21 protein-coding genes are annotated in these 22,260 nt (G+C 60.3%); 13 read left to right on the top strand and 8 right to left on the bottom strand.

From position 1 onward, the window contains the following. Window positions 1-56: 56 nt before the first annotated feature. From IB254_RS21300 to IB254_RS21290, 3 genes are all read left to right on the top strand, one after another. Window positions 57-680 (top strand): DUF1120 domain-containing protein, encoded by a 624-nt coding sequence (locus IB254_RS21300; protein WP_192419272.1) that lies wholly within the window; start codon window positions 57-59, stop codon window positions 678-680. Window positions 681-759: 79 nt separating this feature from the next. Next, a complete protein-coding gene (locus tag IB254_RS21295; protein WP_192419270.1) occupies window positions 760-1,383 on the top strand; it encodes a DUF1120 domain-containing protein in 624 nt (207 codons plus the stop codon). Between the two features lie 125 nt (window positions 1,384-1,508). Next, window positions 1,509-2,159, top strand: a complete 651-nt coding sequence (locus IB254_RS21290; protein WP_192419268.1) for a DUF1120 domain-containing protein — start codon at window positions 1,509-1,511, stop codon at window positions 2,157-2,159. Here IB254_RS21290 and IB254_RS21285 read toward each other — a convergent pair whose 3' ends face one another. The 6 genes from IB254_RS21285 to IB254_RS21260 form a co-directional block, all read right to left on the bottom strand. Continuing rightward, window positions 2,160-3,467, bottom strand: a complete 1,308-nt coding sequence (locus IB254_RS21285; RefSeq protein ID WP_192419266.1) for a CynX/NimT family MFS transporter — start codon at window positions 3,465-3,467, stop codon at window positions 2,160-2,162. Next, entirely contained in the window at window positions 3,457-4,116 is a 660-nt protein-coding gene (locus IB254_RS21280; RefSeq protein WP_192419264.1) for a FadR/GntR family transcriptional regulator, read from the bottom strand. The genes IB254_RS21285 and IB254_RS21280 overlap by 11 nt, the downstream gene beginning before the upstream one ends. Before the next feature lie 986 nt (window positions 4,117-5,102). Next, window positions 5,103-5,867, bottom strand: a complete 765-nt coding sequence (locus IB254_RS21275) for an amino acid ABC transporter ATP-binding protein (RefSeq protein WP_090188113.1) — start codon at window positions 5,865-5,867, stop codon at window positions 5,103-5,105. 10 nt (window positions 5,868-5,877) lie between these two features. After that, a complete protein-coding gene (locus tag IB254_RS21270) occupies window positions 5,878-6,975 on the bottom strand; it encodes an amino acid ABC transporter permease (RefSeq protein WP_008037316.1) in 1,098 nt (365 codons plus the stop codon). A gap of 10 nt (window positions 6,976-6,985) precedes the next feature. Further along, window positions 6,986-8,167 carry an amino acid ABC transporter permease gene (locus tag IB254_RS21265; RefSeq protein ID WP_008026631.1) on the bottom strand — a complete coding sequence of 394 codons (1,182 nt, stop codon included), beginning with the start codon at window positions 8,165-8,167 and terminating at the stop codon, window positions 6,986-6,988. 65 nt (window positions 8,168-8,232) lie between these two features. Further along, complete coding sequence (locus tag IB254_RS21260; protein ID WP_008026630.1) at window positions 8,233-9,267, bottom strand: amino acid ABC transporter substrate-binding protein; 1,035 nt, start codon at window positions 9,265-9,267, stop codon at window positions 8,233-8,235. A 467-nt stretch (window positions 9,268-9,734) separates the two neighbouring features. Between IB254_RS21260 and IB254_RS21255 the strand changes: the two genes are divergently transcribed. The 5 genes from IB254_RS21255 (at window position 9,735) to IB254_RS21235 (ending at window position 15,042) form a co-directional block, all read left to right on the top strand. After that, entirely contained in the window at window positions 9,735-10,391 is a 657-nt protein-coding gene (locus tag IB254_RS21255) for an alpha/beta hydrolase (RefSeq protein ID WP_192419262.1), read from the top strand. Between the two features lie 98 nt (window positions 10,392-10,489). Then, window positions 10,490-11,977, top strand: coding sequence for an ATP-dependent RNA helicase RhlB (gene rhlB / locus IB254_RS21250; RefSeq protein WP_192419260.1), 1,488 nt, complete (start codon window positions 10,490-10,492; stop codon window positions 11,975-11,977). Window positions 11,978-12,121: 144 nt separating this feature from the next. Further along, on the top strand, window positions 12,122-13,069 hold the full coding sequence (locus tag IB254_RS21245; RefSeq protein WP_192419259.1) for an ornithine cyclodeaminase family protein: 948 nt from the start codon (window positions 12,122-12,124) through the stop codon (window positions 13,067-13,069). Between the two features lie 128 nt (window positions 13,070-13,197). After that, the gene (locus IB254_RS21240) at window positions 13,198-14,325 is read left to right on the top strand and encodes an NAD(P)/FAD-dependent oxidoreductase (RefSeq protein ID WP_192419258.1); all 1,128 of its coding nucleotides are present in this window, start codon (window positions 13,198-13,200) and stop codon (window positions 14,323-14,325) included. 90 nt (window positions 14,326-14,415) lie between these two features. After that, window positions 14,416-15,042: a transcriptional regulator gene (locus IB254_RS21235; protein WP_008026625.1), complete on the top strand. Its 627-nt coding sequence runs from the start codon at window positions 14,416-14,418 to the stop codon at window positions 15,040-15,042. A 214-nt stretch (window positions 15,043-15,256) separates the two neighbouring features. Here the strand turns inward: IB254_RS21235 and hmpA are convergent, their stop codons facing one another. Further along, window positions 15,257-16,438 carry an NO-inducible flavohemoprotein gene (hmpA, locus tag IB254_RS21230; RefSeq protein WP_192419255.1) on the bottom strand — a complete coding sequence of 394 codons (1,182 nt, stop codon included), beginning with the start codon at window positions 16,436-16,438 and terminating at the stop codon, window positions 15,257-15,259. A gap of 156 nt (window positions 16,439-16,594) precedes the next feature. On the opposite strand from hmpA, the gene norR reads away from it, so the two are divergent. The 5 genes from norR (at window position 16,595) to IB254_RS21205 (ending at window position 21,038) form a co-directional block, all read left to right on the top strand. After that, complete coding sequence (gene norR / locus IB254_RS21225) at window positions 16,595-18,145, top strand: nitric oxide reductase transcriptional regulator NorR (RefSeq protein ID WP_192419247.1); 1,551 nt, start codon at window positions 16,595-16,597, stop codon at window positions 18,143-18,145. A gap of 202 nt (window positions 18,146-18,347) precedes the next feature. Beyond that, window positions 18,348-19,250 (top strand): chemotaxis protein CheV, encoded by a 903-nt coding sequence (locus tag IB254_RS21220; protein WP_008026621.1) that lies wholly within the window; start codon window positions 18,348-18,350, stop codon window positions 19,248-19,250. A gap of 25 nt (window positions 19,251-19,275) precedes the next feature. Beyond that, on the top strand, window positions 19,276-19,734 hold the full coding sequence (locus IB254_RS21215) for a GNAT family N-acetyltransferase (protein ID WP_192419299.1): 459 nt from the start codon (window positions 19,276-19,278) through the stop codon (window positions 19,732-19,734). Between the two features lie 144 nt (window positions 19,735-19,878). After that, window positions 19,879-20,205 carry a hypothetical protein gene (locus IB254_RS21210; protein ID WP_192228974.1) on the top strand — a complete coding sequence of 109 codons (327 nt, stop codon included), beginning with the start codon at window positions 19,879-19,881 and terminating at the stop codon, window positions 20,203-20,205. A gap of 83 nt (window positions 20,206-20,288) precedes the next feature. After that, window positions 20,289-21,038, top strand: a complete 750-nt coding sequence (locus IB254_RS21205) for a YkgJ family cysteine cluster protein (RefSeq protein WP_008037308.1) — start codon at window positions 20,289-20,291, stop codon at window positions 21,036-21,038. On the opposite strand, the gene IB254_RS21200 is transcribed toward IB254_RS21205, so the two are convergent. Beyond that, window positions 21,035-22,078: a methyl-accepting chemotaxis protein gene (locus IB254_RS21200; RefSeq protein WP_412548231.1), complete on the bottom strand. Its 1,044-nt coding sequence runs from the start codon at window positions 22,076-22,078 to the stop codon at window positions 21,035-21,037. The genes IB254_RS21205 and IB254_RS21200 overlap by 4 nt on opposite strands. Window positions 22,079-22,260: the final 182 nt, after the last annotated feature.

The following is a 22,260-nucleotide window of genomic DNA, read 5'->3' as shown; positions in this document are numbered from 1 at the left end:
GGCGCACTTGAGCGGCTCGGGGCAGTCAGGACAATAACCATAGAAGTGAGTAAGAAATGTTTAAAAAGTACTTTGCAGCACTTTCCGCCACCGCACTGATTGGTGTTGCGCCTTATGCGCTGGCGGCTTCGAGCACTGATTTGACGGTGACTGGCATTATTACCCCGAACGCTTGTACCCCGACGCTTTCCGGTGGCGGGATCGTCGATCATGGCAAGTTTTCAGCCAAAGACTTGAAGCCGGACCAAGCCACGGCACTGCCCGCGGTGACATTGCAGCTCTCCGTGAACTGTGACGCAGCGACTGCGTTCAGGTTGTTGCCGACCGATAACAAGTCCGGCACGAGTCATGATGGCGGCGATTTCGGCCTGGGTTATATCAATGGTGATCAGAAGCTTGGTCTTTTCTATGTAAGAATCAGGACCCCCATTGCAGATGGTGTTGCCGTACAACCGTTGGGTTCCAATAACAATGGAAATACTTGGTTCGCCAGCCCTGTTGTGGAGCCTAACCTGCTCTCCGCATTCGGCGCTGTAGGGGGACCGGCCACGCCGATTGCCATCAAGGATCTGCAGACAGACCTTAGGGTAACGACTCAAATCGCCCGCGCCGACTCACTGGACCTGACCAACGAAGTCGCTCTCGACGGCTCGGCCACCATCACCATCGCCTACCCATAACACCGTAGCTCGACCTTGCCCGAGGTCCTGCTTCGGGCAAGGACTGATTCCGCTCACCCGACACAGCGAAACCGGTTCCATGAAAAAAATCTCACACTCTCTGACGATGGCGTTCATCGTCCTGACGTCCCCACTCACCTTCGCCGCCTCGTCGACGGACCTGACGGTGACAGGCCTCATCACGCCGAATGCTTGCACACCGACATTGGCCGACGGCGGCAACATCGACATCGGCAAAGTCCCGGTAAAGAACCTCAATCCAACCTTAAACACGGAAGTAGGCAAGCACTACATGTCGTTCAACGTGAACTGCGATGCACCGGTCGTGTTCGCCGTGAAGTCGATCGACAATAGACCCGACACGAACATAGCTTCACCTCTTTTTTTCGGCTTGGGACTGACCCCCGCGGACGAAAAGCTGGGGTATTTCTGGCCATACGTCGGCAACCTGCTAGCAGACGGTCAGCGCGTAGACGCGATTCGCTCAAGGGATGGCGGAGGAAGCTGGACCCGCGCCACCACCATCAACTCGAATGAACTTCTGGCAACAAGCACTATCGGCAACACCGCCCCCATTGCAGTAAAAGATCTCTCAATGCTTCTGTGGATCAGTACCTACATTGCTCGCACCGATAGCCTGACTCTGACTGAGGAAGTGCCCATCGATGGCTCCATGACGCTTGAAATCAAGTACCTCCCCTGAGTCAACGCGTTGAGCCGATCGAATGGCAGTTTCGGTAAAGAGACCGGTTCAGCGCCGACGGGTGCCTTTGGCTCCGCAGATTCCCGGCACCGGCAGATTGAAATCAACGAAAAGGACTTTCACAAATGAATCATTACTTCGCTGTCCTTGCGGCAACCTTGCTCATCAGCACCACCCAACACAGCTTCGCGGCGTCCACCGTTGACCTGACCGTCAAAGGCACCCTCACCCCACTCGCCTGCACACCGATGCTGTCCAACAACGGCCTGGTCGACTACGGAAAAATCTCCCGGCAGGACCTCAGCGTCGACAAACGCACACGACTGCGCGACCAGACCCTCGACCTCACTATTCAGTGCAATGCACCCGCGCGTTTTGCCCTGCTGATGCGCGACAACCGCGACGGCTCGGCGATCGTCAACAGCGAGATTTACTACGGCCTGAACCACGACCACAGCCACAATAAAATCGGCTTGTATTCACTGAACTTCGATCCGGCCAGCACCGTGGTGGACGACCTGACGCAGGTCTATCGAACCGATTCCACCACGGGCGGCAAGGCCTGGAGCTCGTCGAACAGCCAGGCCATTCCGATTGGCGCCAGAAGTTATCTCGGATTCACTGACATTGCCGGGAGCAGCGCCGGCCCGATTGCCATCCGCACGTTGACCAGCCGGGTGACGGTGGAAACGGTCATCGCGCCCACCTCCGAGCTGGACCTCAGCGCTGAGGTACAACTCGACGGTTCGGCAACGCTGGACGTTGTTTACCTGTAGTCAGACCTTTTCGCTGACCACTTGCACGTACAGCGAACGCCCGGCACCGAGGCCGGCAAGGATGGCGCCGAGACCGATCACAGCGAAGATCCAGCCCACGGCGTTCCAGCCGCCGGTCCAGTCATGCACGATGCCGACCGCGAATGGCCCCATCGACGCCAGGGTGTAACCGAAGCCCTGGGCCATGCTCGACAGGTTGGCGGCCACGTGCGAGTCCCGCGAGCGCAAGACGATCAGGGTCAACGCCAAGCTGAACGTACCGCCCTGCCCCAGGCCGAGCAGGATCGCCCAGCCCCACAGGCCGTCGATCGGTGCATAGAGGCAACCGAACAGACCGCCAAGGGTCAGCGCCATGACGATGACGATCGCCAGGCGCTGATCCTTGCCGCGCGTCGCCAACCACGGTGCGGCCAGCGAACTGGCGAGTTGAACGATCACCGACCCCGACAGCACCAGGCCCGCCTGGGTTGGCGTCAGGCCACGACCGATCAGGATCGATGGCAACCAGCCGAACACGATGTACGCCAAGGACGATTGCAGGCCCATGTACAAGGTCACTTGCCAGGCCAACGGGTCACGCAACAGACCGCGTACCCGGTAAGCTACGTTGTGTGCGCCGTGTTTCTGACCGACTTGCGGCAACCAGAAGATTGCTGCCACCAGCGCCGGAATTACCCAGAAGCCAAGCCCCAACGCCCAGCTCTTGTCGAAGTGTTCGCTCAACGGCACGGTCGCGCCGGCCGCCATCGCAGCCCCCAGACACAGGGCCATGGTGTAGACGCCGGTCATGGTTCCGGCATGTTTGGCGAAGTCGCGCTTGACGATGCCTGGCAGCAGAACGCCGATCACGCCGATGCTCGCGCCGGCCAGCACGCTGCCGCCAAACAGGCCGATTTCACCGAACGAACTGCGCAGAATGATCCCGCCAGCCAATGTCAGAAGGATGCCCAACACCACGCGCTCAGCGCCGAACCGTCGCGCCAGAATCGGCGCCAACGGCGCAAAAAGACCGAGGCACAGCACTGGCAACGTCGTCAGCAAACCAGCCTGCGCCGCCGACAATCCCAGGCTTTTCGAGACCTCGCTGAGCATCGGCGCCATGCTCGACAGCGCCGGACGCAAGTTCAGCGCGACCAGAATCAGCCCCAGCAGCAACAGCCACGGGCGGCGCAGGATTGGCTGACTTTGCTGGACCTGCTCGTCATCGGCCTCGGCGTCGATCAGCAGCTCTTCGAGCTCCGCCGTGCGTTTGGCTTCGGTGATCGTGCTGTGGCTGCTGGACATGGCGTTCTCGGTTTCAAGGTTCATTGATCAACTGCCTCGACAAGGCTTTCGCGCGTTCCGGGTCGCGTTGCTCGACGGCATCGAGCAGTTCGATATGCAGGTCGAACACTTCCTGGCGGCGTGGCGTGATGCTCAAGGTCTGGCGCAGCTGTGCGCCGACGACGCTGGAGAAATAGCGATACAACTCGCTGAGGGTGGGGTTGTGCGCGGCGTCTACCAGACGACGGTGAAACACCAGGTCGCAGGCAATGTAGCTGTCGAGATCGCCGTGGTAGTGATCGCCGCTGACGTTGAGCGCTTCGCGCAAGGCCACGAGGTCTTCGTCGGTCCTGCGCAGCGCGGCAAGACCGATGGCCTCGACTTCAAGGATGTGCCGGGTTTCCCTGGCCTGCTCAAGCGAGCAGCGCGACAACGCTTTCAGGGTGTCCAGCGGATCGATCACCGCCCGCAGATAGCTGCCGTCACCCTGGCGGATTTCGATCAAACCGGAAAACGCCAACACGCGCATGGCTTCGCGGACAGTGTTGCGGCTGATGCCCAATTCGGCAGACAGCTCAGGCTCGGTGGGCAGGCGCTGACCGACGGACCAGACGCCTTCGGTAATACGCAGGCGCAACTGGTCCAGAGCCTGATCAACCAGGGAACGTTTAATGAGTGGAGACATGTCTAACATAAGATTCGCCCTTTCATCCAATCATAGGATGAATTTTCTGACATCTTAGTCAGCATCGCCCCACAGGGCAAACGGTTTACACCAACCCTGTAGGAGCCGGCTTGCCGGCGATTCGGCCCGACATCCCACATGGATGTCGCCTGACCCACCGCCATCGCCAGCAAGCCGGCTCCTACAATTCCGCGCCCGGCTCGCCATCTCGTGCATGACACAAGCCGGCTTGCTGGCGATTCGGTCCGACATCCCACATGGATGTCGCCTGCCCCATCGCTATCGCCAGCAAGCCGGCTCCTACAATTCCGCGCCCGGCTCGCCATTTCGCACATGACACAAGCCGGCTTGCTGGCGATTCGGTCCGACATCCCACATGGATGTCGCCTGACCCACCGCCATCGCCGGCAAGCCGGCTCCTACAATTCCGCGCCCGGCTCGCCATCTCGTACACGACACAACCCCTGTAGGAGCCGGCTTGCTGGCGATTCGGTCCGACATCCCACATGGATGTCGCCTGACCCACCGCTATCGCCAGCAAGCCGGCTCCTACAATTCCGCGCCCGGCTCGTCATTTCGCACATGACACAAGCCGGCTTGCTGGCGATACGGTCTGACATCCCACATGGATGTCGCCTGACCCACCGCCATCGCCGGCAAGCCGGCTCCTACAATTCCGCGCCCGGCTCGCCATTTCGCACACGACACAACCCCTGTAGGAGCCGGCTTGCTGGCGATTCGGTCCGACATCCCACATGGATGTCGCCTGACCCACCGCTATCGCCAGCAAGCCGGCTCCTACAATTCCGCGCCCGGCTCGTCATTTCGCACATGACACAAGCCGGCTTGCTGGCGATTCGGTCCGACATCCCACATGGATGTCGCCTGACCCACCGCCATCGCCAGCAAGCCGGCTCCTACAGGGATCGAGGTGCGTTTCTTCGGGCAAAAAAACCCGGAACAGCGTCCGGGTTTTTTTCACGGCCTGGCTTCGATCAATGCAGGATCTGGCTCAGGAACAGTTTGGTGCGTTCGTTCTGCGGATTGTCGAAGAAGTCGTTTGGCGCGGCCTGTTCAACGATTTCGCCCTTGTCCATGAAGATCACGCGGTTGGCCACGGTGCGGGCGAAGCCCATTTCGTGGGTCACGCAGAGCATGGTCATGCCGTCTTCGGCCAGACCGATCATGGTGTCCAGCACCTCTTTCACCATTTCCGGGTCAAGGGCCGAAGTCGGTTCGTCGAACAGCATGATTTTCGGTTTCATGCACAAGGCACGGGCAATCGCCACACGCTGCTGTTGACCACCGGACAGTTGCCCCGGGAATTTATGCGCCTGCTCCGGAATGCGTACGCGTTCCAGGTAATGCATGGCGATTTCTTCGGCCTGGCGCTTGGGCATCTTGCGCACCCACATCGGCGCCAGGGTGCAGTTCTGCAGGATGGTCAGGTGCGGGAACAGGTTGAAGTGCTGGAACACCATGCCGACTTCACGACGGATCGCTTCGATCTGCTTGAGGTCGTTGGTCAGCTCCACGCCATCGACCACGATGCGACCCTGCTGGTGTTCTTCCAGGCGGTTGAGGCAGCGAATGGTCGTCGACTTACCGGAACCCGACGGGCCGCACAGGACGATACGCTCGCCCTGTTTAACGTTGAGGTTGATGTCTTTCAATACGTGGAACTGGCCGTACCACTTGTTCACGCCCTGCATCTGAATAATGCCTTCAGGGCTCACAGGCTTTTTGATTGCTTCGCTCATTACAGAACTCCTAACGCTTGTGGCCAGTGTCGAGCTTGCGTTCCAGATGCATGGAATAGCGCGACATACCAAAACAGAAAATCCAGAACACCAGGGCCGCGAACACATAGCCTTCAGTGGCCATGCCCAACCATTTCGGGTCGGCGGCGGCTTGTTTGACGCTGTTGAGCAAGTCGAACAGGCCGATGATGATCACCAGGCTCGTGTCCTTGAACAGCGCAATGAAGGTGTTGACGATGCCAGGGATTACCAGCTTCAGGGCTTGCGGCAGAATCACCAGGCCCATGCTGCGCCAGTAACCGAGGCCCATCGCCGCAGCCGCTTCGTACTGACCTTTTGGAATCGCTTGCAGACCGCCGCGCACCACCTCAGCCACATAGGCCGACTGGAACAGGATCACGCCGATCAGCGCCCGCAGCAGTTTGTCGAAGTTCATGCCTTCAGGCAGGAACAACGGCAGCATCACCGAGGACATGAACAGCACCGTGATCAACGGCACGCCGCGCCAGAATTCGATGAAGGTCACACAGACCACACGAATCGCCGGCATGTTCGAACGACGGCCCAGCGCCAACACAATGCCCAGCGGCAACGCACCGGCAATACCGACAGTGGCGATCACCAGGGTCAGCATCAGGCCGCCCCATTGGCTGGTCGCCACCTGGGTCAGACCGAAAACGCCACCATGCAACAGGCACCAGGCAATGATCGGGTACAGCACCAGGAAGCTCAGGCCATACACGGCTTTACGGTGAAAGCGCGAGATGAACAATGGCGCCACGCCGATCACCGCCAGCCACACGGTCAGGTCCACGCGCCAGCGCAGGTCCATCGGGTAGTAGCCGTACATGAACTGGCCAAAACGCTGCTGAATGAACACCCAGCAGGCGCCTTCCTTGGTGCAGTCGGCGCGGGTGGTGCCGACCCAGTTGGCGTCGATGATTGCCCATTCCAGGATCGGCGGGACAATCAGGTAAATCAGATAGAACGCAAACAGGGTCAGCAGGGTGTTGAGCCAGCTGGAGAACATGTTTGCGCGCATCCATGCAACCACACCGATGCTGCTGCTCGGTGGAGGCATGTCAGGCTTGAAAGTATGAGTACTCATGCGCTTTTCCTTACCGCTCGATCAGCGCAATGCGCTTGTTGTACCAGTTCATCAGCAGGGAAATGCTGATACTGATCGCCAGGTACACGCTCATGGTGATGGCAATTACCTCGATCGCCTGCCCGGTCTGGTTCAGCACCGTACCGGCAAACAACGAAACCATCTCCGGATAACCGATACCGGCCGCCAGCGAAGAGTTCTTCGCCAGGTTCAGGTATTGGCTGGTCAGCGGTGGAATGATCACGCGCAGTGCTTGCGGGATGATCACTTTGCGCAGGGTCGGACCGTTACGCAGACCCAGCGAGTGTGCCGCTTCGGTCTGGCCGTGGCTGACCGACTTGATGCCCGAACGCACGATCTCGGCGATGAACGCCGCGGTGTACACGGTCAGGGCCAGGGTCAATGCCAGCAGTTCCGGGATCAGCACCCAGCCACCGACAAAGTTGAAGCCTTGCAGCTTGGGCATTTCCCAGTGCACGGGTGCACCGAAGATCAACGCGCACAGCGCCGGGATCGCAAAGAACAGCGCCAGGCCAACCCAGAACTTGTGGAACGGCACACCGGTCGCTTCGAAGCGTTTGGTGGCCCAGCGGCTCATCAGCACGATCGCGACAATGGCCACGACGATGCTGATCACAAACGGCCAGAAACCGTCCGCCATCAACGCGGCCGGCATGTTCAGGCCGCGGCTGCTGACGAAGAAGGTGTCGCCGAAGTTATGGCTGTTGCGTGGCCCCGGCATGGTCAGGAACACCGCGAAGTACCAGAACAGGATTTGCAGCAGCGGCGGAATGTTGCGGAAGACTTCCACATAAACAGTCGCCAGCTTGCTGATGATCCAGTTCTTCGACAGCCGTGACACGCCGACGATGAACCCGAGGATTGTCGCCAGGATCACGCCGATGAAGGTCACCAGCAGCGTGTTGAGCAGGCCGATGACAAACACCCGGGCATAACTGTCCGATTCGGTGTAGTCGATCAAGTGTTGAGCGATGCCGAAACCGGCACTGCGCTCCAGAAAGTCGAAACCGGAGGTAATGCCCCGGTGTTGAAGGTTGGTCTGCGTGTTGTCGAACAGGTACCAGCCCATCGAGACCACCGCCACAATGGTGATGATCTGAAATAGCCACGCACGCACTTTGGGATCGCTGAGGCTGAGCCTCTGCTTTGGTGCGCCGATTGAATTTTGCATGAAGTGCCCCGGATGTAATGGAACAGAACATCACCCGGCGGTTGGCCCACCGGGTGATAGAACCATCAGCGCACTGGTGGTGCGTATTGAATGCCGCCGTTGTTCCACAGAGCGTTCAGCCCGCGGTCGATGGCCAGCGGAGTGTCCTTGCCGAGGTTTTTCTCGAACACTTCACCGTAGTTACCGACTTGCTTGACGATCTGCACGACCCAGTCTTTCTTCACTTTCAGGTCTTTGCCGTATTCACCGTCGGTACCCAGCAGACGAGCGACGTCCGGGTTCTTGGTGCCTTTGGCTTCAGCTTCGACGTTTTTCGAAGTGATGCCGGCTTCTTCAGCGTTGAGCATGGCGTAGCCAGTCCAGCGCACGATGGCCAGCCACTCGTCGTCGCCATTACGTACGACCGGGCCCAGAGGCTCCTTGGAGATGGTTTCCGGCAGAACGGTGTAGTCGTTCGGGGTCGCCAGCTTGCTGCGTTGTGCGTAGAGCTGGGATTTGTCGGAGGTCAGCACGTCGCAACGACCGGATTCCAGCGACTTGGCGCTTTCATCGGAGGTGTCGAAAGTGATTGGGGTGTATTTCAGACCGTTGCCGCGGAAGTAGTCGGAAACGTTCAGCTCGGTGGTGGTACCGGCTTGAATGCAGATGGTGGCGCCGTCGAGCTCTTTGGCGCTTTTCACGCCCAGCGTCTTGCTGTTTACCAGGAAACCGATGCCGTCGTAGTAAGTGATGAAACCAGGGAATTTCAGACCCATGCCCGAATCACGGGAGCTGGTCATGGTGGTGTTGCGCGACAGGATGTCGATTTCGCCAGACTGCAGCGCGGTGAAGCGCTCCTTGGCGTTCAACTGACTGAACTTGACCTTGGTCGCGTCGCCGAAGACGGCAGCGGCCACAGCGCGGCAGTAGTCAGCATCGATACCGACGATCTTGCCATTGGCGTCCGGAACCGAGAAACCAGGCAGGCCATCGCTGACGCCGCACTGTACGAAACCTTTCTTCTGCACTGCATCCAGGGTTGCACCCGCCTGAGCGAACCCGCTGACACCGAGTACTGCGGCTGCAGACACGATAGCCAGGGTGGATTTCAACATCTTCATTCAAACCTCCAGTTTTGCTCTTGTTGTGTCGGAGCTTGAGTCCAGTCGCACCCTTATGAGGCGTAGTCGACCCGTGTTGGTTTTTTTTGGGGTCAACCGACGTAGGACCTGCGCTATGAGTCTAGTAGGAGAAAATCCAAATCATGGACCACTCACTTCTCACCAATCGGCCGAACGGGCTGTAGCCCTTTCACGTTCGCGAAGCCCGTAGCGGCCACTGGCGAACATCCATCACCGGATTTTTTGCTATCCCACCACGAACAATGGCCTGATAGTGTTACCGACAGGCGTGGGATTTTTCGTACAGGCTTCCTATAGCAAAGCCCGTACCAGACCGCTCGCCAAAGCATTTAAGGGACAGGTCAATAGCAAAACTTGTAGCCTTGCGACATCTTCTTAACGGATCAACCAGACGCGCACTCATCTCTCGCACTCAATGAGAGCGCACGCACACAATTGGAGCAGCCATGACCGAGCCCTTGATTCTTGAACCCGTCAAGCCCGCAGACGCCTGCGTTATCTGGCTGCACGGGCTGGGCGCCGACCGTTACGACTTCCTGCCGGTGGCCGAAGCGTTACAGGAAACCCTGCTGAGCACTCGCTTCGTTCTCCCTCAGGCACCGACCCGCGCCGTCACCATCAACGGTGGCTACGAGATGCCGAGCTGGTACGACATATTGGCCATGAGCCCTGCACGTGCGATCAACCGCGAGCAGCTGGAAGCGTCGTCGGACCGGATCATTGAATTGATCGAAGTGCAGCGAGCCGGCGGAATAGACGCCTCGCGAATTTTCCTGGCAGGTTTTTCCCAGGGCGGCGCCGTGGTGTTCCACACCGCATTCCTGAAATGGCAGGGGCCGCTGGGTGGCGTAGTTGCCCTCTCTACTTATGCACCGACCTTCAGCGAAGGACTGGAGCTTTCGGCCAGCCAACAGCGGATTCCGGTGTTGTCGTTGCACGGTCAGTACGATGACGTGGTGCAAAACTCGATGGGACGGACCGCCTACGAGTATTTAAAGCAGCATGGTGTCACCGTGACATGGCAGGAATACCCAATGGGTCACGAAGTGTTACCCGAGGAGATTCGCGACATCGGCACCTGGCTCGGCGAGCGCTTGCGTTAACGGCTCAGCTGAAAAACAGCCCATTGATCCATCCCCCTACGCCGCGCCCGATTCTTGCATTACACTGGCCGCCGTATATTCCTTAACCAATTGATGAGATGACCGTGCTCAAAGCACTCAAGAAAATGTTCGGTAAAAGCGAGACTGAGCAGCTCGCGCCAGTCTCCAGCGCTCCGTCTCACAGTCCCAGCCACCGCACCGACGGTAATCAGCCTGGCCGGACCGCCCCCGTAGCGGCACCGAAACAAGAGCCTGTGGCGACACCGGCCGTCCAGCCTGTTGAAGCGGCGGCTGCCGAGCAACCACACAGCGAAGCGCCGAAGCCCGCCAAACCGCGTCGTGAACCCAAGCCAAAAGCGCCGGTCATCCCCTGGAAACTCGAAGACTTCGTCGTCGAACCCCAGGAAGGCAAAACCCGATTCCACGATTTCAAACTTGCCCCGGAACTGATGCACGCCATCCAGGACCTCGGCTTTCCGTATTGCACGCCGATCCAGGCTCAGGTGCTGGGCTTCACCCTCGCGGGCAAAGACGCCATCGGCCGCGCCCAGACCGGCACCGGCAAAACCGCCGCGTTCCTGATTTCGATCATCACCCAGTTGCTGCAAACCCCGCCGCCGAAAGAGCGCTACATGGGTGAGCCACGGGCGCTGATCATCGCGCCGACCCGTGAACTGGTGGTGCAGATCGCCAAGGACGCCGCCGACCTGACCAAGTACACCGGCCTCAACGTCATGACGTTTGTCGGCGGCATGGACTTCGACAAGCAGCTCAAGCACCTCGAAGCGCGTCATTGCGACATCCTCGTCGCCACCCCGGGCCGCCTGCTCGACTTCAACCAGCGCGGCGACGTGCACCTGGACATGGTCGAAGTGATGGTCCTGGACGAAGCCGACCGCATGCTCGACATGGGCTTCATCCCGCAGGTGCGTCAGATCATTCGCCAGACGCCGCCGAAGAACGAGCGCCAGACGTTGCTGTTCTCCGCGACCTTCACCGATGACGTGATGAACCTCGCCAAGCAATGGACCACCGACCCGTCGATCGTCGAGATCGAGTCGCAGAACGTGGCCAGCGAAAACGTCGAGCAGCACATCTACGCGGTGGCCGGTGCCGACAAATACAAACTGCTCTACAACCTGGTCAACGACAACGGTTGGGAGCGGGTGATGGTCTTCGCCAACCGCAAGGATGAAGTGCGACGCATCGAAGAACGCCTGGTACGTGACGGCGTCAACGCCGCGCAATTGTCTGGCGACGTGCCGCAGCACAAGCGCATCAAGACCCTGGAAGGCTTCCGCGAAGGCAAGATCCGCGTGTTGGTAGCCACCGACGTGGCCGGTCGTGGCATTCACATCGACGGCATCAGCCACGTGATCAACTTCACCCTGCCGGAAGTCCCGGACGACTACGTGCACCGTATCGGTCGTACGGGCCGTGCCGGTGCCGATGGCGTGTCCATCAGTTTTGCCGGTGAAGACGACTCCTACCAGCTACCGTCCATCGAGGCACTGCTGGGTCGCAAAATCAGCTGCGAAACCCCTCCTACGCATCTATTGCGGGCGGTTGAGCGCAAGCGTCCGTAACAGCGGGTCGCAATAAAAGAAGCGCAGCCGGCAACGGACTGCGCTTTTTTTTCGTTCGTCGTTTTTTTTCAACAGGAGCTTGCCGAGCAGAACCAAAAGTCCATAATGGACAAATTAGTTTACTTTCCGCTCCCGGAGCCGACCATGTCCAGCACGCCCTATGTGATCACCCAACCCCAGGCCCGCGAACTGCTGGCACAGGTCGACGTTCCGCAGATCCTGCGCAAGCTGTTCCGCGACCTGGCCGCCGGGCAGGCGGTACAACCGGCGCAACAACTGGTGGAGTTTCCCAAGGGCGCCGGCGATTTCATCAACTATCTGGGCGTGCTCGCCGAAGACGGGGTCTACGGGGTCAAGACCTCGCCTTACATCGTCCGCGAACAAGGCCCACTGGTGACCGCATGGACGTTGCTGATGTCGATGCAGACCGGCGAGCCGCTGCTGTTGTGCGACGCCAGCGAACTGACCACCGCGCGCACCGCCGCGACAACCGCCGTTGCTGTCGACGCCCTGGCTCCGTTGAATGCGCAGCGTCTGGCGATCATCGGCAGTGGCAAGGTTGCGCTGGCACACCTGCATTACGTCAAAGGCCTGCGCGACTGGCAGAGCATCAACCTCTACTCGCCGGGCTTGAGCGAACTGGGTGCTGAAGCGCTGGCGCAACTCAGAGCTCTCGACCCACGGCTGAACCTCGTCGATACACGCGAAGTCGCGGTTCAGGACGCTGACGTGATAATGCTGTGCACGTCGTCCGCCGGCCCGGTGATCGACCCATCGAGCCTGAGCAAGCCGGCGCTGATCACCTCCATCAGCACCAATGCCCCACGCGCCCATGAAGTGCCGCCACAGAGCCTCAATGACATGCAGGTGTTCTGCGACTATCGTCTGACCACGCCGGGCTCGGCGGGTGAAATGCTGATTGCCGGTGAGCAACATGGCTGGGACAAGAGCGCAATTGTCGGTGATCTGCCGGACTTGATCAGCGAAAAAGTCCAGCGCCCCGGTTATGACCGTCACGTGTTCTTCCGCTCCATCGGCCTGGGCCTGGAAGACATCGCACTGGCCAATGCCATCTACCAACTCCAGCACTAACACATACCTGTAGGAGCCGGCTTGCTGGCGATGCAGGCGCCGCGGTCGGTCAGACAAACCGCGGCGTCTGCATCGCCAGCAAGCCGGCTCCTACAGGAGATCTATATTGCGGCTTACAGGAGACATTCATGAGCCAGGCAGACTTCATCATCATCGGCGGCGGGATCGCCGGCGCTTCCACCGGTTTCTGGCTGTCGCAGCACGCCCGAGTGATCGTGCTCGAACGCGAATCCCATCCGGCCTACCACTCCACCGGACGCTCGGCGGCGCTGTTCACCGCCGCTTATGGCACACCGCAGGTCCGGGCGCTGACCCAGGCCAGCCGCGATTTCTTCGACGCCCCGCCTGCCGGTTTCTGCGAACACCCGCTGCTGACCCCGCGCGGCGAAATGACCGTGGACTTCACCGGCGACCCGGCCGAACTGAACAACCAATACCTGAGCGCCAAAGCCACGGTGCCAGAGATGCAACTGCTCAGCGCCGACGATGCCTGCGCGCGCCTGCCGATCCTGCGCCGGGAAAAAGTCCACGGCGCGATCTACGATCCGACCGCCAGCGATATCGACACCGACGCCTTGCACCAGGGTTACCTGCGTGGCATCCGACGCAATAAAAGTGAAGTGCATACCGACACTGAAGTCCTGAGCCTGACCCGCGACGGCGAAGGTGTGTGGCAGGTTCAAACCAACGGCCAGACCTTCAGCGCCCCGGTCATCATCAACGCTGCCGGCGCCTGGGCCGACAAGATCGGCGAACTGGCCGGCGCGAAGCCGCTGGGCCTGCAACCGAAGCGCCGTGCAGCATTCATCTTCGCCGGGCCGGAAGGCGTGGACATCCACCATTGGCCGATGCTGGTCAGCCTCGACGAGTCGTTCTACATGAAGCCGGACGCGGGCATGTTCCTTGGCTCGCCGGCCAACGCCGACCCGGTTGAACCACACGACGTGCAGCCCGAAGAACTGGACATCGCCATGGGCATCTACCAGATCGAAGAAGCCACCACCCTGACCATCCGCCGCCCGACCCGCACTTGGGCCGGCCTGCGCAGCTTCGTGGCTGACGGCGATTTGCTGTCCGGTTTCGATCTGCAGGTGCCGGGACTGTTCTGGGTTGCGGCGCAAGGCGGTTACGGCATCCAGACCTCGCCCGCCATGGGCCAGGCCAGCGCCGCGCTGGTACGCGGCGAAGCACTGCCCGAGCAACTCAAGCGTTTTGGCCTGGACGCCAGGATGCTGTCCCCTGCTCGCCTGGGCTGACCGGCGTCCTCAGGTGACGTGTCGACACGATTACGGCAAACTTCCAGCGCCCTTTTTGCAGGGCGCTGACGCTGCCTGGAGCTCCATTGTATGAACGCACCTGTAAAAGACCCGGCCCTGGACAACTTCCGCGCGATCGCCGATGCCATCGCCACGTTGTTCTTCCCCCACGCCGAGGTGGTGCTGCACGATCTGCGCACACAGAAAGTCGACTACATCGCCAACAACCTGTCGAAACGGGAAGTGGGTGACGACTCGGCGCTGGAAGACATGCTCAGCGATGACATCAGCGAACGAAACATCGGGCCGTACGAAAAGTTGAATTGGGATGGTCAGAAAATTCGCAGCCTGAGCAGCGTGCTGCGCGACAGCGACGGTCATCCGCTGGCGGTGCTGTGCATCAACCTGAATATTTCGCTGTTCGAAAATGCCAAGGCCGCGCTGGACCTGTTCCTGTCGCCGAGCAAGCTGATTCCACAACCGGATTCACTGTTCCGCGATGACTGGCAGGAGCGCATCAATACCTTCCTTCACGGCTGGCTGCGCGAACGTCAACTGAGCCTGAACCTGCTGACCCGCGACCACAAACGCGAACTGGTACTGGCCCTGCACGCCGAAGGCGCCTTCAAAGGCAAAAGCGCCTCGAACTATGTGGCCAACGTGCTGAACATGGGACGGGCGACGGTGTACAAACACCTGAAAGAATTGAAAGGCTGAAACACCCCGGATTGCCAGCGACACACGCCCCCGTAGGAGCACGGCTTGCCGGCGAAGGCGCCCTCAAGATCGCCATCGCCAGCAAGCCGGCTCCTACAGGTTCTGCGTAAGTCACACGATGTTGATGCACCCCGAATCTGTAGGAGCCGGCTTGCTGGCGATGCAATTCCAAAGACGCCTTCGCAGGCAAGCCGTGCTCCTACGGGTTTGGTGTTTATTCCAGCGCCGAAGCCGGGCCGAAGAACTCGTAGCGGCTTTGCTTCTCCGGTACACCCAAGGCTTTCAGGTGACGCTTCACCGCCGCCATGAAGCCTTTAGGCCCCAGGAAGTACGCATCCAGATCACGCTGCTGTGGCAACCACTCGCCCAGTTGTTCCTGACTCAACAACCCGACCTTGTGCGCCGCCGGGCTCACGCCGTCATCTTCGTCGTAGCAGTAAAAACGCTTGAGTTGCGGGTGGCGTTCGGCCAATCCATCAATCCAGTCACGGAACGCGTGAACGCTGCCATTGCGTGCGCAGTGGATGAAGTGCACCGGCCGCTTGGTTTCCAGCGCCGCTTCCAGCATGGCCAGGGTCGGGGTGATGCCGACGCCGCCGCTGATCAACACCAACGGTTTATCGCTGTCGGTCAGGGTGAATTCGCCCGATGGCGGGAACAGCTGAATGCTGGCGCCTACCTGCAGTTGATCATGCAAATGGTTCGAGGCGCGGCCACCGTGTTCACGCTTGACGCTGATGCGGTACTGGCCTTTGTTCGCCAGGGCCGACAGCGAATAGTTACGACGAATCTCTTCACCATCGAGGATCAGTTTCATGCCGATGTACTGGCCGGGTTCTGCCGCGAGGATCGGACCTTTGTCTGCCGGTTCGAAGTAGAACGAGATGATTTCAGCGCTTTCCTCGACCTTGGCCGCGACAATGAACTCCCGCGCACCGCGCCAGCCGCCCGGGGCCTGTTCTTTCTGGTCGTAGATGCTGGTTTCAGCGCCGATCAGGATCTCGGCCAGTTGACCGTACGCCGCGCCCCAGGCGCTCATCACTTCCGGCGTGGCAATCTCGTCACCCAACACTTCGGAAATCGCACGCAACAAGCAGGTGCCGACAATCGGGTAGTGCTCCGGGAGGATTTGCAGCGCCACGTGCTTGTTGATGATCTTGGCCACCAGGTCGCCCAATTGGTCGAGCTGATCGATGTGGCGCGCATACATCAACACACCGTTGGCCAGGGCGCGGGGTTGATCACCGGAGGCCTGGTGCGCCTGGTTGAACAGCGGGCGGACTTCCGGGTATTCGGAGAGCATCATGCGGTAAAAATGCGTGATCAATGCTTCACCGCCGCTTTCCAGCAACGGCACAGTGGATTTGACGATTGCACGGTCTTGAACGCTAAGCATAAGGTGACTCCTGAACGACTTGGTTTTCTAACTGACTGCCCTATGCTTATCAGTTTCCGTGCCAGTTATTTAATCGTTATAAATCAGCAAGTTAAAAACATTCTAGTCATAACGACACCCCCTACCTTATAGTCATACCGACTACACGGAGTCACTATGACTGCAAAATCCTTGCTCACCACACTGCTTCCCCTGGTCTCGGACCTGTCCCGCGAACTCCCCGAGGGCGAGCGCTATCGGCGCCTGCTCGAAGCCATGCGCGCCTTGCTCCCCTGCGACGCCGCCGCGCTACTGCGCCTCGATGGCGAGTGGCTGGTGCCGCTGGCCGTCGACGGCTTGAGCACCGACACCCTCGGCCGACGCTTCAAGGTCAGCGAACACCCGCGTTTCGAAGCCCTGCTCAGCAGCCCCGGCCCGACCCGCTTCGCCGCTGACAGCGACATGCCCGATCCTTATGACGGACTGATCGATGGCCTCGACGATCACCTTGAAGTCCATGACTGCATGGGTTGCCCGCTGTTTATCGACGAACGTCCGTGGGGTTTGCTGACCCTCGACGCCCTCGACCCGGAACGCTTGGAACCGATTGAACTGGACGCCCTGCAAGCCTTCGCCAGCCTTGCCGCCGCCACGGTCAATGCCGCCGAGCGCATCGAACGGCTGGCCAATCGTGTCGAAGACGAGCATCAACGCGCCGAGGTGTACCGACAGGCCAGCGGCCAGCAGAACCGCGAGATGATCGGCCAGAGCAAGGCCCACAAACGCTTGGTGGAAGAGATCAGCCTGGTCGGCGGCAGTGACCTGACCGTGTTGATCACCGGTGAAACCGGAGTCGGCAAGGAACTGGTGGCACAGGCGATTCACGCCGCCTCGCCCCGGGCCGACAAGCCGATCATCAGCCTCAACTGCGCCGCGCTGCCGGACACACTGGTGGAAAGCGAATTGTTCGGCCATGTGCGCGGCGCCTTCACCGGGGCAACCAGCGACCGTCGCGGCAAATTCGAACTGGCCAATGGCGGCACGCTGTTTCTCGATGAAGTCGGCGAACTGTCGCTGACGGTGCAGGCCAAATTGCTGCGCGTACTGCAAAGCGGTCAATTGCAGCGGCTGGGTTCGGATAAAGAACATCAAGTCGATGTGCGGCTCATCGCCGCGACTAACCGTGACTTGGCCGAAGAAGTGCGCAGTGGCCGTTATCGTGCCGACTTCTACCACCGTTTGAGCGTTTACCCGCTATTGGTGCCGGCCCTGCGGGATCGCGGGCGGGATGTGTTGCTGCTCAGCGGTTTCTTCCTGGAGCAGAACCGTTCGCGCATGGGCCTCAACAGCCTGCGCCTGAACAGCGATGCCCAGGCGGCGTTGCTGGCGTATGACTGGCCAGGTAACGTGCGAGAGCTGGAGCACTTGATTGGGCGCAGCGCGTTGAAAGCGCTGGGTAACTGCAGGGAACGCCCGAAGATTCTCAGCTTGAGTGCGGCGGATCTGGATTTGCCCAGCGGCAGCGTTGAGGTAACGCCCGAGTCGCCGACCGCGACTCCAGTGACGTTGGTGTCTGGGGATTTGCGCGAGGCGACTGAAAGTTATCAGCGGCAATTGATCAGCGCTTGCCTGGATCGGCACCACAATAACTGGGCGAGCGCGGCGCGTGAGCTAGGCTTGGATCGGGCGAATCTTGGGCGGATGGCCAAAAGACTGGGCATGAAATGAACGCTTTTGTAGGAGCCGGCTTGCTGGCGATGGCGCCCTTGAGTACGCCATCGCCAGCAAGCCGGCTCCTACAGGTTCGGGACAGCATTTCGCCGTACATCGGCATTTAGCCTAAAGCCTGCCCCCATCAAGTCGATAACCCGGCATCGATAGCTTTTGGCGACTTCCATTCGCCCATCACCTTTTTCCACAGAAGGTTTTTATGTCCTCCACCAAAGCCCGCGCAGACTCACTTTCGCTTCTGCTCTTTACCTTGCGCAGCGGCAAGTTGATGGCGATCAACCTGCTCAAGGTCAGTGAAATCATTCCCTGCCCGCCGCTGACCAAGCTGCCGGAGTCGCATCCTCACGTCAAAGGCATCGCCACCCTGCGCGGCGCGTCGTTGTCGGTGATCGACCTGAGCCGTGCGATCGGCGAGCGGCCGCTGGAAGACCCGAACGGCGGCTGCCTGATCGTCACCGACGTCAGCCGCTCCAAACAGGGCCTGCATGTTCAGGCGGTGAGCAAGATCGTCCACTGCCTGACCACCGACATCCGTCCTCCGCCCTTCGGCTCCGGCGGTGTGCGCTCGTACATCACTGGCGTGACCTCGGTCGACGGCACGCTAGTGCAGGTGCTGGACATCGAAAAGGTCATCCACGGCATCGCCCCGGCGCAGATCGAAACGGCCCCGACCGAACTGAGCATGGAAGACGCGGAAGTACTCGGCAACGCACGCATTCTGGTGGTCGACGACAGCCAGGTGGCCCTGCAGCAATCGGTGCACACCCTGCGCAACCTCGGCCTGCAATGCCATACCGCGCGCAGCGCCAAGGAAGCCATCGATTGCCTGCTGGACCTGCAAGGCACCGCCCAGCAGATCAACCTGATTGTTTCAGACATCGAAATGTCAGAGATGGACGGCTACGCCTTCACCCGCACCCTGCGCGAAACCCCGGATTTTGCGCACCTGTATGTGTTGCTGCACACCTCGCTGGACAGCGCGATGAACAGCGAAAAAGCGCGCCTGGCCGGCGCCAACGCGGTGCTGACCAAGTTCTCTTCGCCGGACCTGACCAAGTGCCTGATCGAAGCGGCCAAGGCGGTCGCCGAACAAGGTCACTGAGTTGGCCGAGGCTTTTTGTTTTCTGATGCGGCGCAACCTGGCGGAGGTTGTGCCCACAATCACCTGGCCTCAGGGCATTGTCCTGCACGAATATCGTCCAGAACTGGCAGAAGCCGTTCATCGTTTGATGGAGCTGGGTTACCTGGACGGTGGCGGTCGCGTGCCGGCATTGGATATCTGGCAACAGCGGTTTGAGACTGACCCTGAATACGATCCCTCCCTGTGTTTCATTGCGCAGGATGCCGACGGTATCGTGGGTGTATGCCAGTGCTGGACCAGCGCCTACATCAAGAATCTGGTCGTGCACCCGCGAGCCCAGGGTCTGGGTTTGGGCCGGGCGTTGTTGTTGAATGCATTCAACGTGTTTCAGCAGCGTCGCGAAGGTTTTGTGGATTTGAAGGTATTGGAAGATAACCTTCGGGCGCAGCGGTTGTATGAAAGCGCCGGGATGATTGTGGTCCGCCGGGAGCCGGTTCCGGCCTGATACACCGCCTTCGCGGGCAAGCCTCGCTCCTACATTGTGATCACCGTACCTGTAGGAGCGAGGCTTGCCCGCGAAAGGGCCGACACATTCAACCTCATCCCATCAGGCATACTCGGCCCACCCATGCCCAAGGATGCCTGACCCATGAAAGCCACCACCCTCACCTTCCTCTGCCTCACCGCCCTCGCCACCCAAACCCACGCCTCCAGCCCAGACGCCTGGGCCGCCTTCGACAAAGCCACGCTCGCCAGTTGCATCAAGGCCAGCGGCCTGACGGACGCTTCCCCCGTCGGCAAAGCCGCACAGTTCGATGACCGTGTCGACTACACCGCCGTGCTCCTGCAAGGCCGCTACCCGCAAAAACACATGAAAGGCCAGCAAGGCACCGAGCTGTGCCTCTACAACAAAAAAAGCAAAACCGCCTACGTGACCGAATGGGACTCCATCCGCCTACCCGCCAAATCCCGGTAAATGGCGCATAACTTGCTTCGTCGCTGACTTCTGCGGTGGCATTCTGTCGCCATTTCGGGCCCTGACAAGCGACTGATCCTTCGATGAATACAACGTTTTCCTGCGTAGGTTGCGGCAAATGCTGCAATGACCATCACGTCCCCCTGACCCTGGCCGAAGCCCGGATGTGGGCGGCCGACGGCGGTCAGGTGATCGTGCTGGTGGAAGGCTTCCTCGGTAATGGCCTTGGCCTGCCGGTGCAGCAACGCGAACATGCCGAGCGCCGTTCGGTGGTGGTTCAAAGCGGCGACTGCGAGGCCTACGTGGCCATCACGTTTGCGGCGTACAACGTCGGTCCCTGCCGGAATCTTGACGAAGACAACCTCTGCCGCATCTACGAACGCCGGCCGCTGGTGTGCCGCATCTATCCGATGGAAATCAATCCGCACATCCCCCTCAACCCGGCGATCAAGGAATGCCCGCCCGAATCGTGGGAAAAAGGCCCGGATCTGATCATTGGCGGTGAATTGGTCGATCACGAACTCGCCGGACTCATCCAGCGTTCCCGCCAGGCAGATCGCGACGATATCCGCACCAAAGATGCGATTTGCGCCTCACTGGGTATTCGGACCACGGCCCTGAAGGGCGATGGATTCACCGCGTATCTGCCGGACATGAGCGCGTTCGCCACAGTCATCGATCAGGTGGCGCAACAGCCGCTGACAGGATCGGACAGTGACTGGCAGTTCCACGTATCGGGTGACGACATCGCCGGGCAAGTGTTGGCGGCGGGTGCGCACGTGGCCACCGAGACGCCGCTCAACTATGCCTTCATTTCGTTGCGCGCGGCTTAACGGCGGGCTCGCCAAAACTCTTGCGCCAACAACCGCAAATCCCCCGCCAGCCCCGCCACATCGGTGGAATTCGCCTGGCTTTGCTGCCCCTCGCTGACCGTGACCTCGCAGGCTGAGCGAATGCTGATGATGTTGCGGTTGATGTCTTCGCTGACGCTGCTCTGCTCTTCCACCGCCGAAGCGATTTGCAGGCTCATTTGCGTGATCTGATTGACCCGCCGACTGATCGCGTCCAGCGAATCGGCGGCGCGCCGGGCCTGTTCGACGCTGTTGTCCACCTGTTCGCTGCTTTGTTGCATCACCACCACCGCGTCCCGTGTGCCGTTTTGCAGGGTGCTGATCATGTGCTGAATCTCGTTGGTCGATTGCTGGGTACGCTGGGCCAAGCCACGGACTTCATCGGCCACCACCGCGAAACCGCGCCCGGCATCCCCGGCACGCGCCGCTTCGATGGCCGCGTTGAGGGCCAGCAAATTGGTTTGCTCGGCGATGCTGCGGATCACATCCAGTACGCCGGTAATCTCGCTGCTGTGCCCCTCCAGTTGATGAATCACCTCGGTGGCGCGCGCCAGCTCCTCGGCCAGACGCAGCACCGCATGGCGACTTTCACTCACCAATTGATGACCTTCACGGGTTTCGTTGCCGGCCAGGTCGGCCGCCTGGGACGCTTGCTGCGCATGACCGGCAACCTCGGCCACGCTGGCAGACATCTGGTGAATCGCCGCCGCCACCTGATCGGTTTCAGCCTGCTGGGCCAGCGTGCTGTTATGACTGCCTTGCAGGTGTTCGACCAGTTCCGCCGCGTGCCCGGCCAGGCGCTGCGACGCATCGCCGATGCGCCCCACCACCGCGCCGATCTGCGCTTCGAGCATCTGCAAGGCAAACTCGATCTGGCCGAACTGATCGCGGCGACCGGTGTAAACAGCCTGGCTCAACGGGTTGTCGGCAATCTGCCGGGCGCGCTCGGTCAACGCTTTCAGCGGACGCAACATTAATCCGGTTCCGACCGCTGCCAAACCACTGCCCACGACAAACGCCAATACGCCGAAAACGGCTGACGAAGGGTTCAGCCACGCTTCGATGCCCACTACGCAGGCCAATGTCGCGCTGAACAGCGCCGTCACCTTGAGACCCGGACCGAGCACGGGCAACCGCTGCCACAGAGATGTACGACCACTGCGAAGCTGTGTGTAGGCTTTTTCCGCGGCTTCGATCTGCCGCA

Source organism: Pseudomonas sp. PDM03 (genome assembly GCF_014852385.1).
Taxonomy (GTDB): Bacteria; Pseudomonadota; Gammaproteobacteria; order Pseudomonadales; family Pseudomonadaceae; genus Aquipseudomonas; species Aquipseudomonas migulae.
Note: the sequence above shows the minus strand (reverse complement) of the source record. Positions and strands in the feature narration are given on the sequence as shown.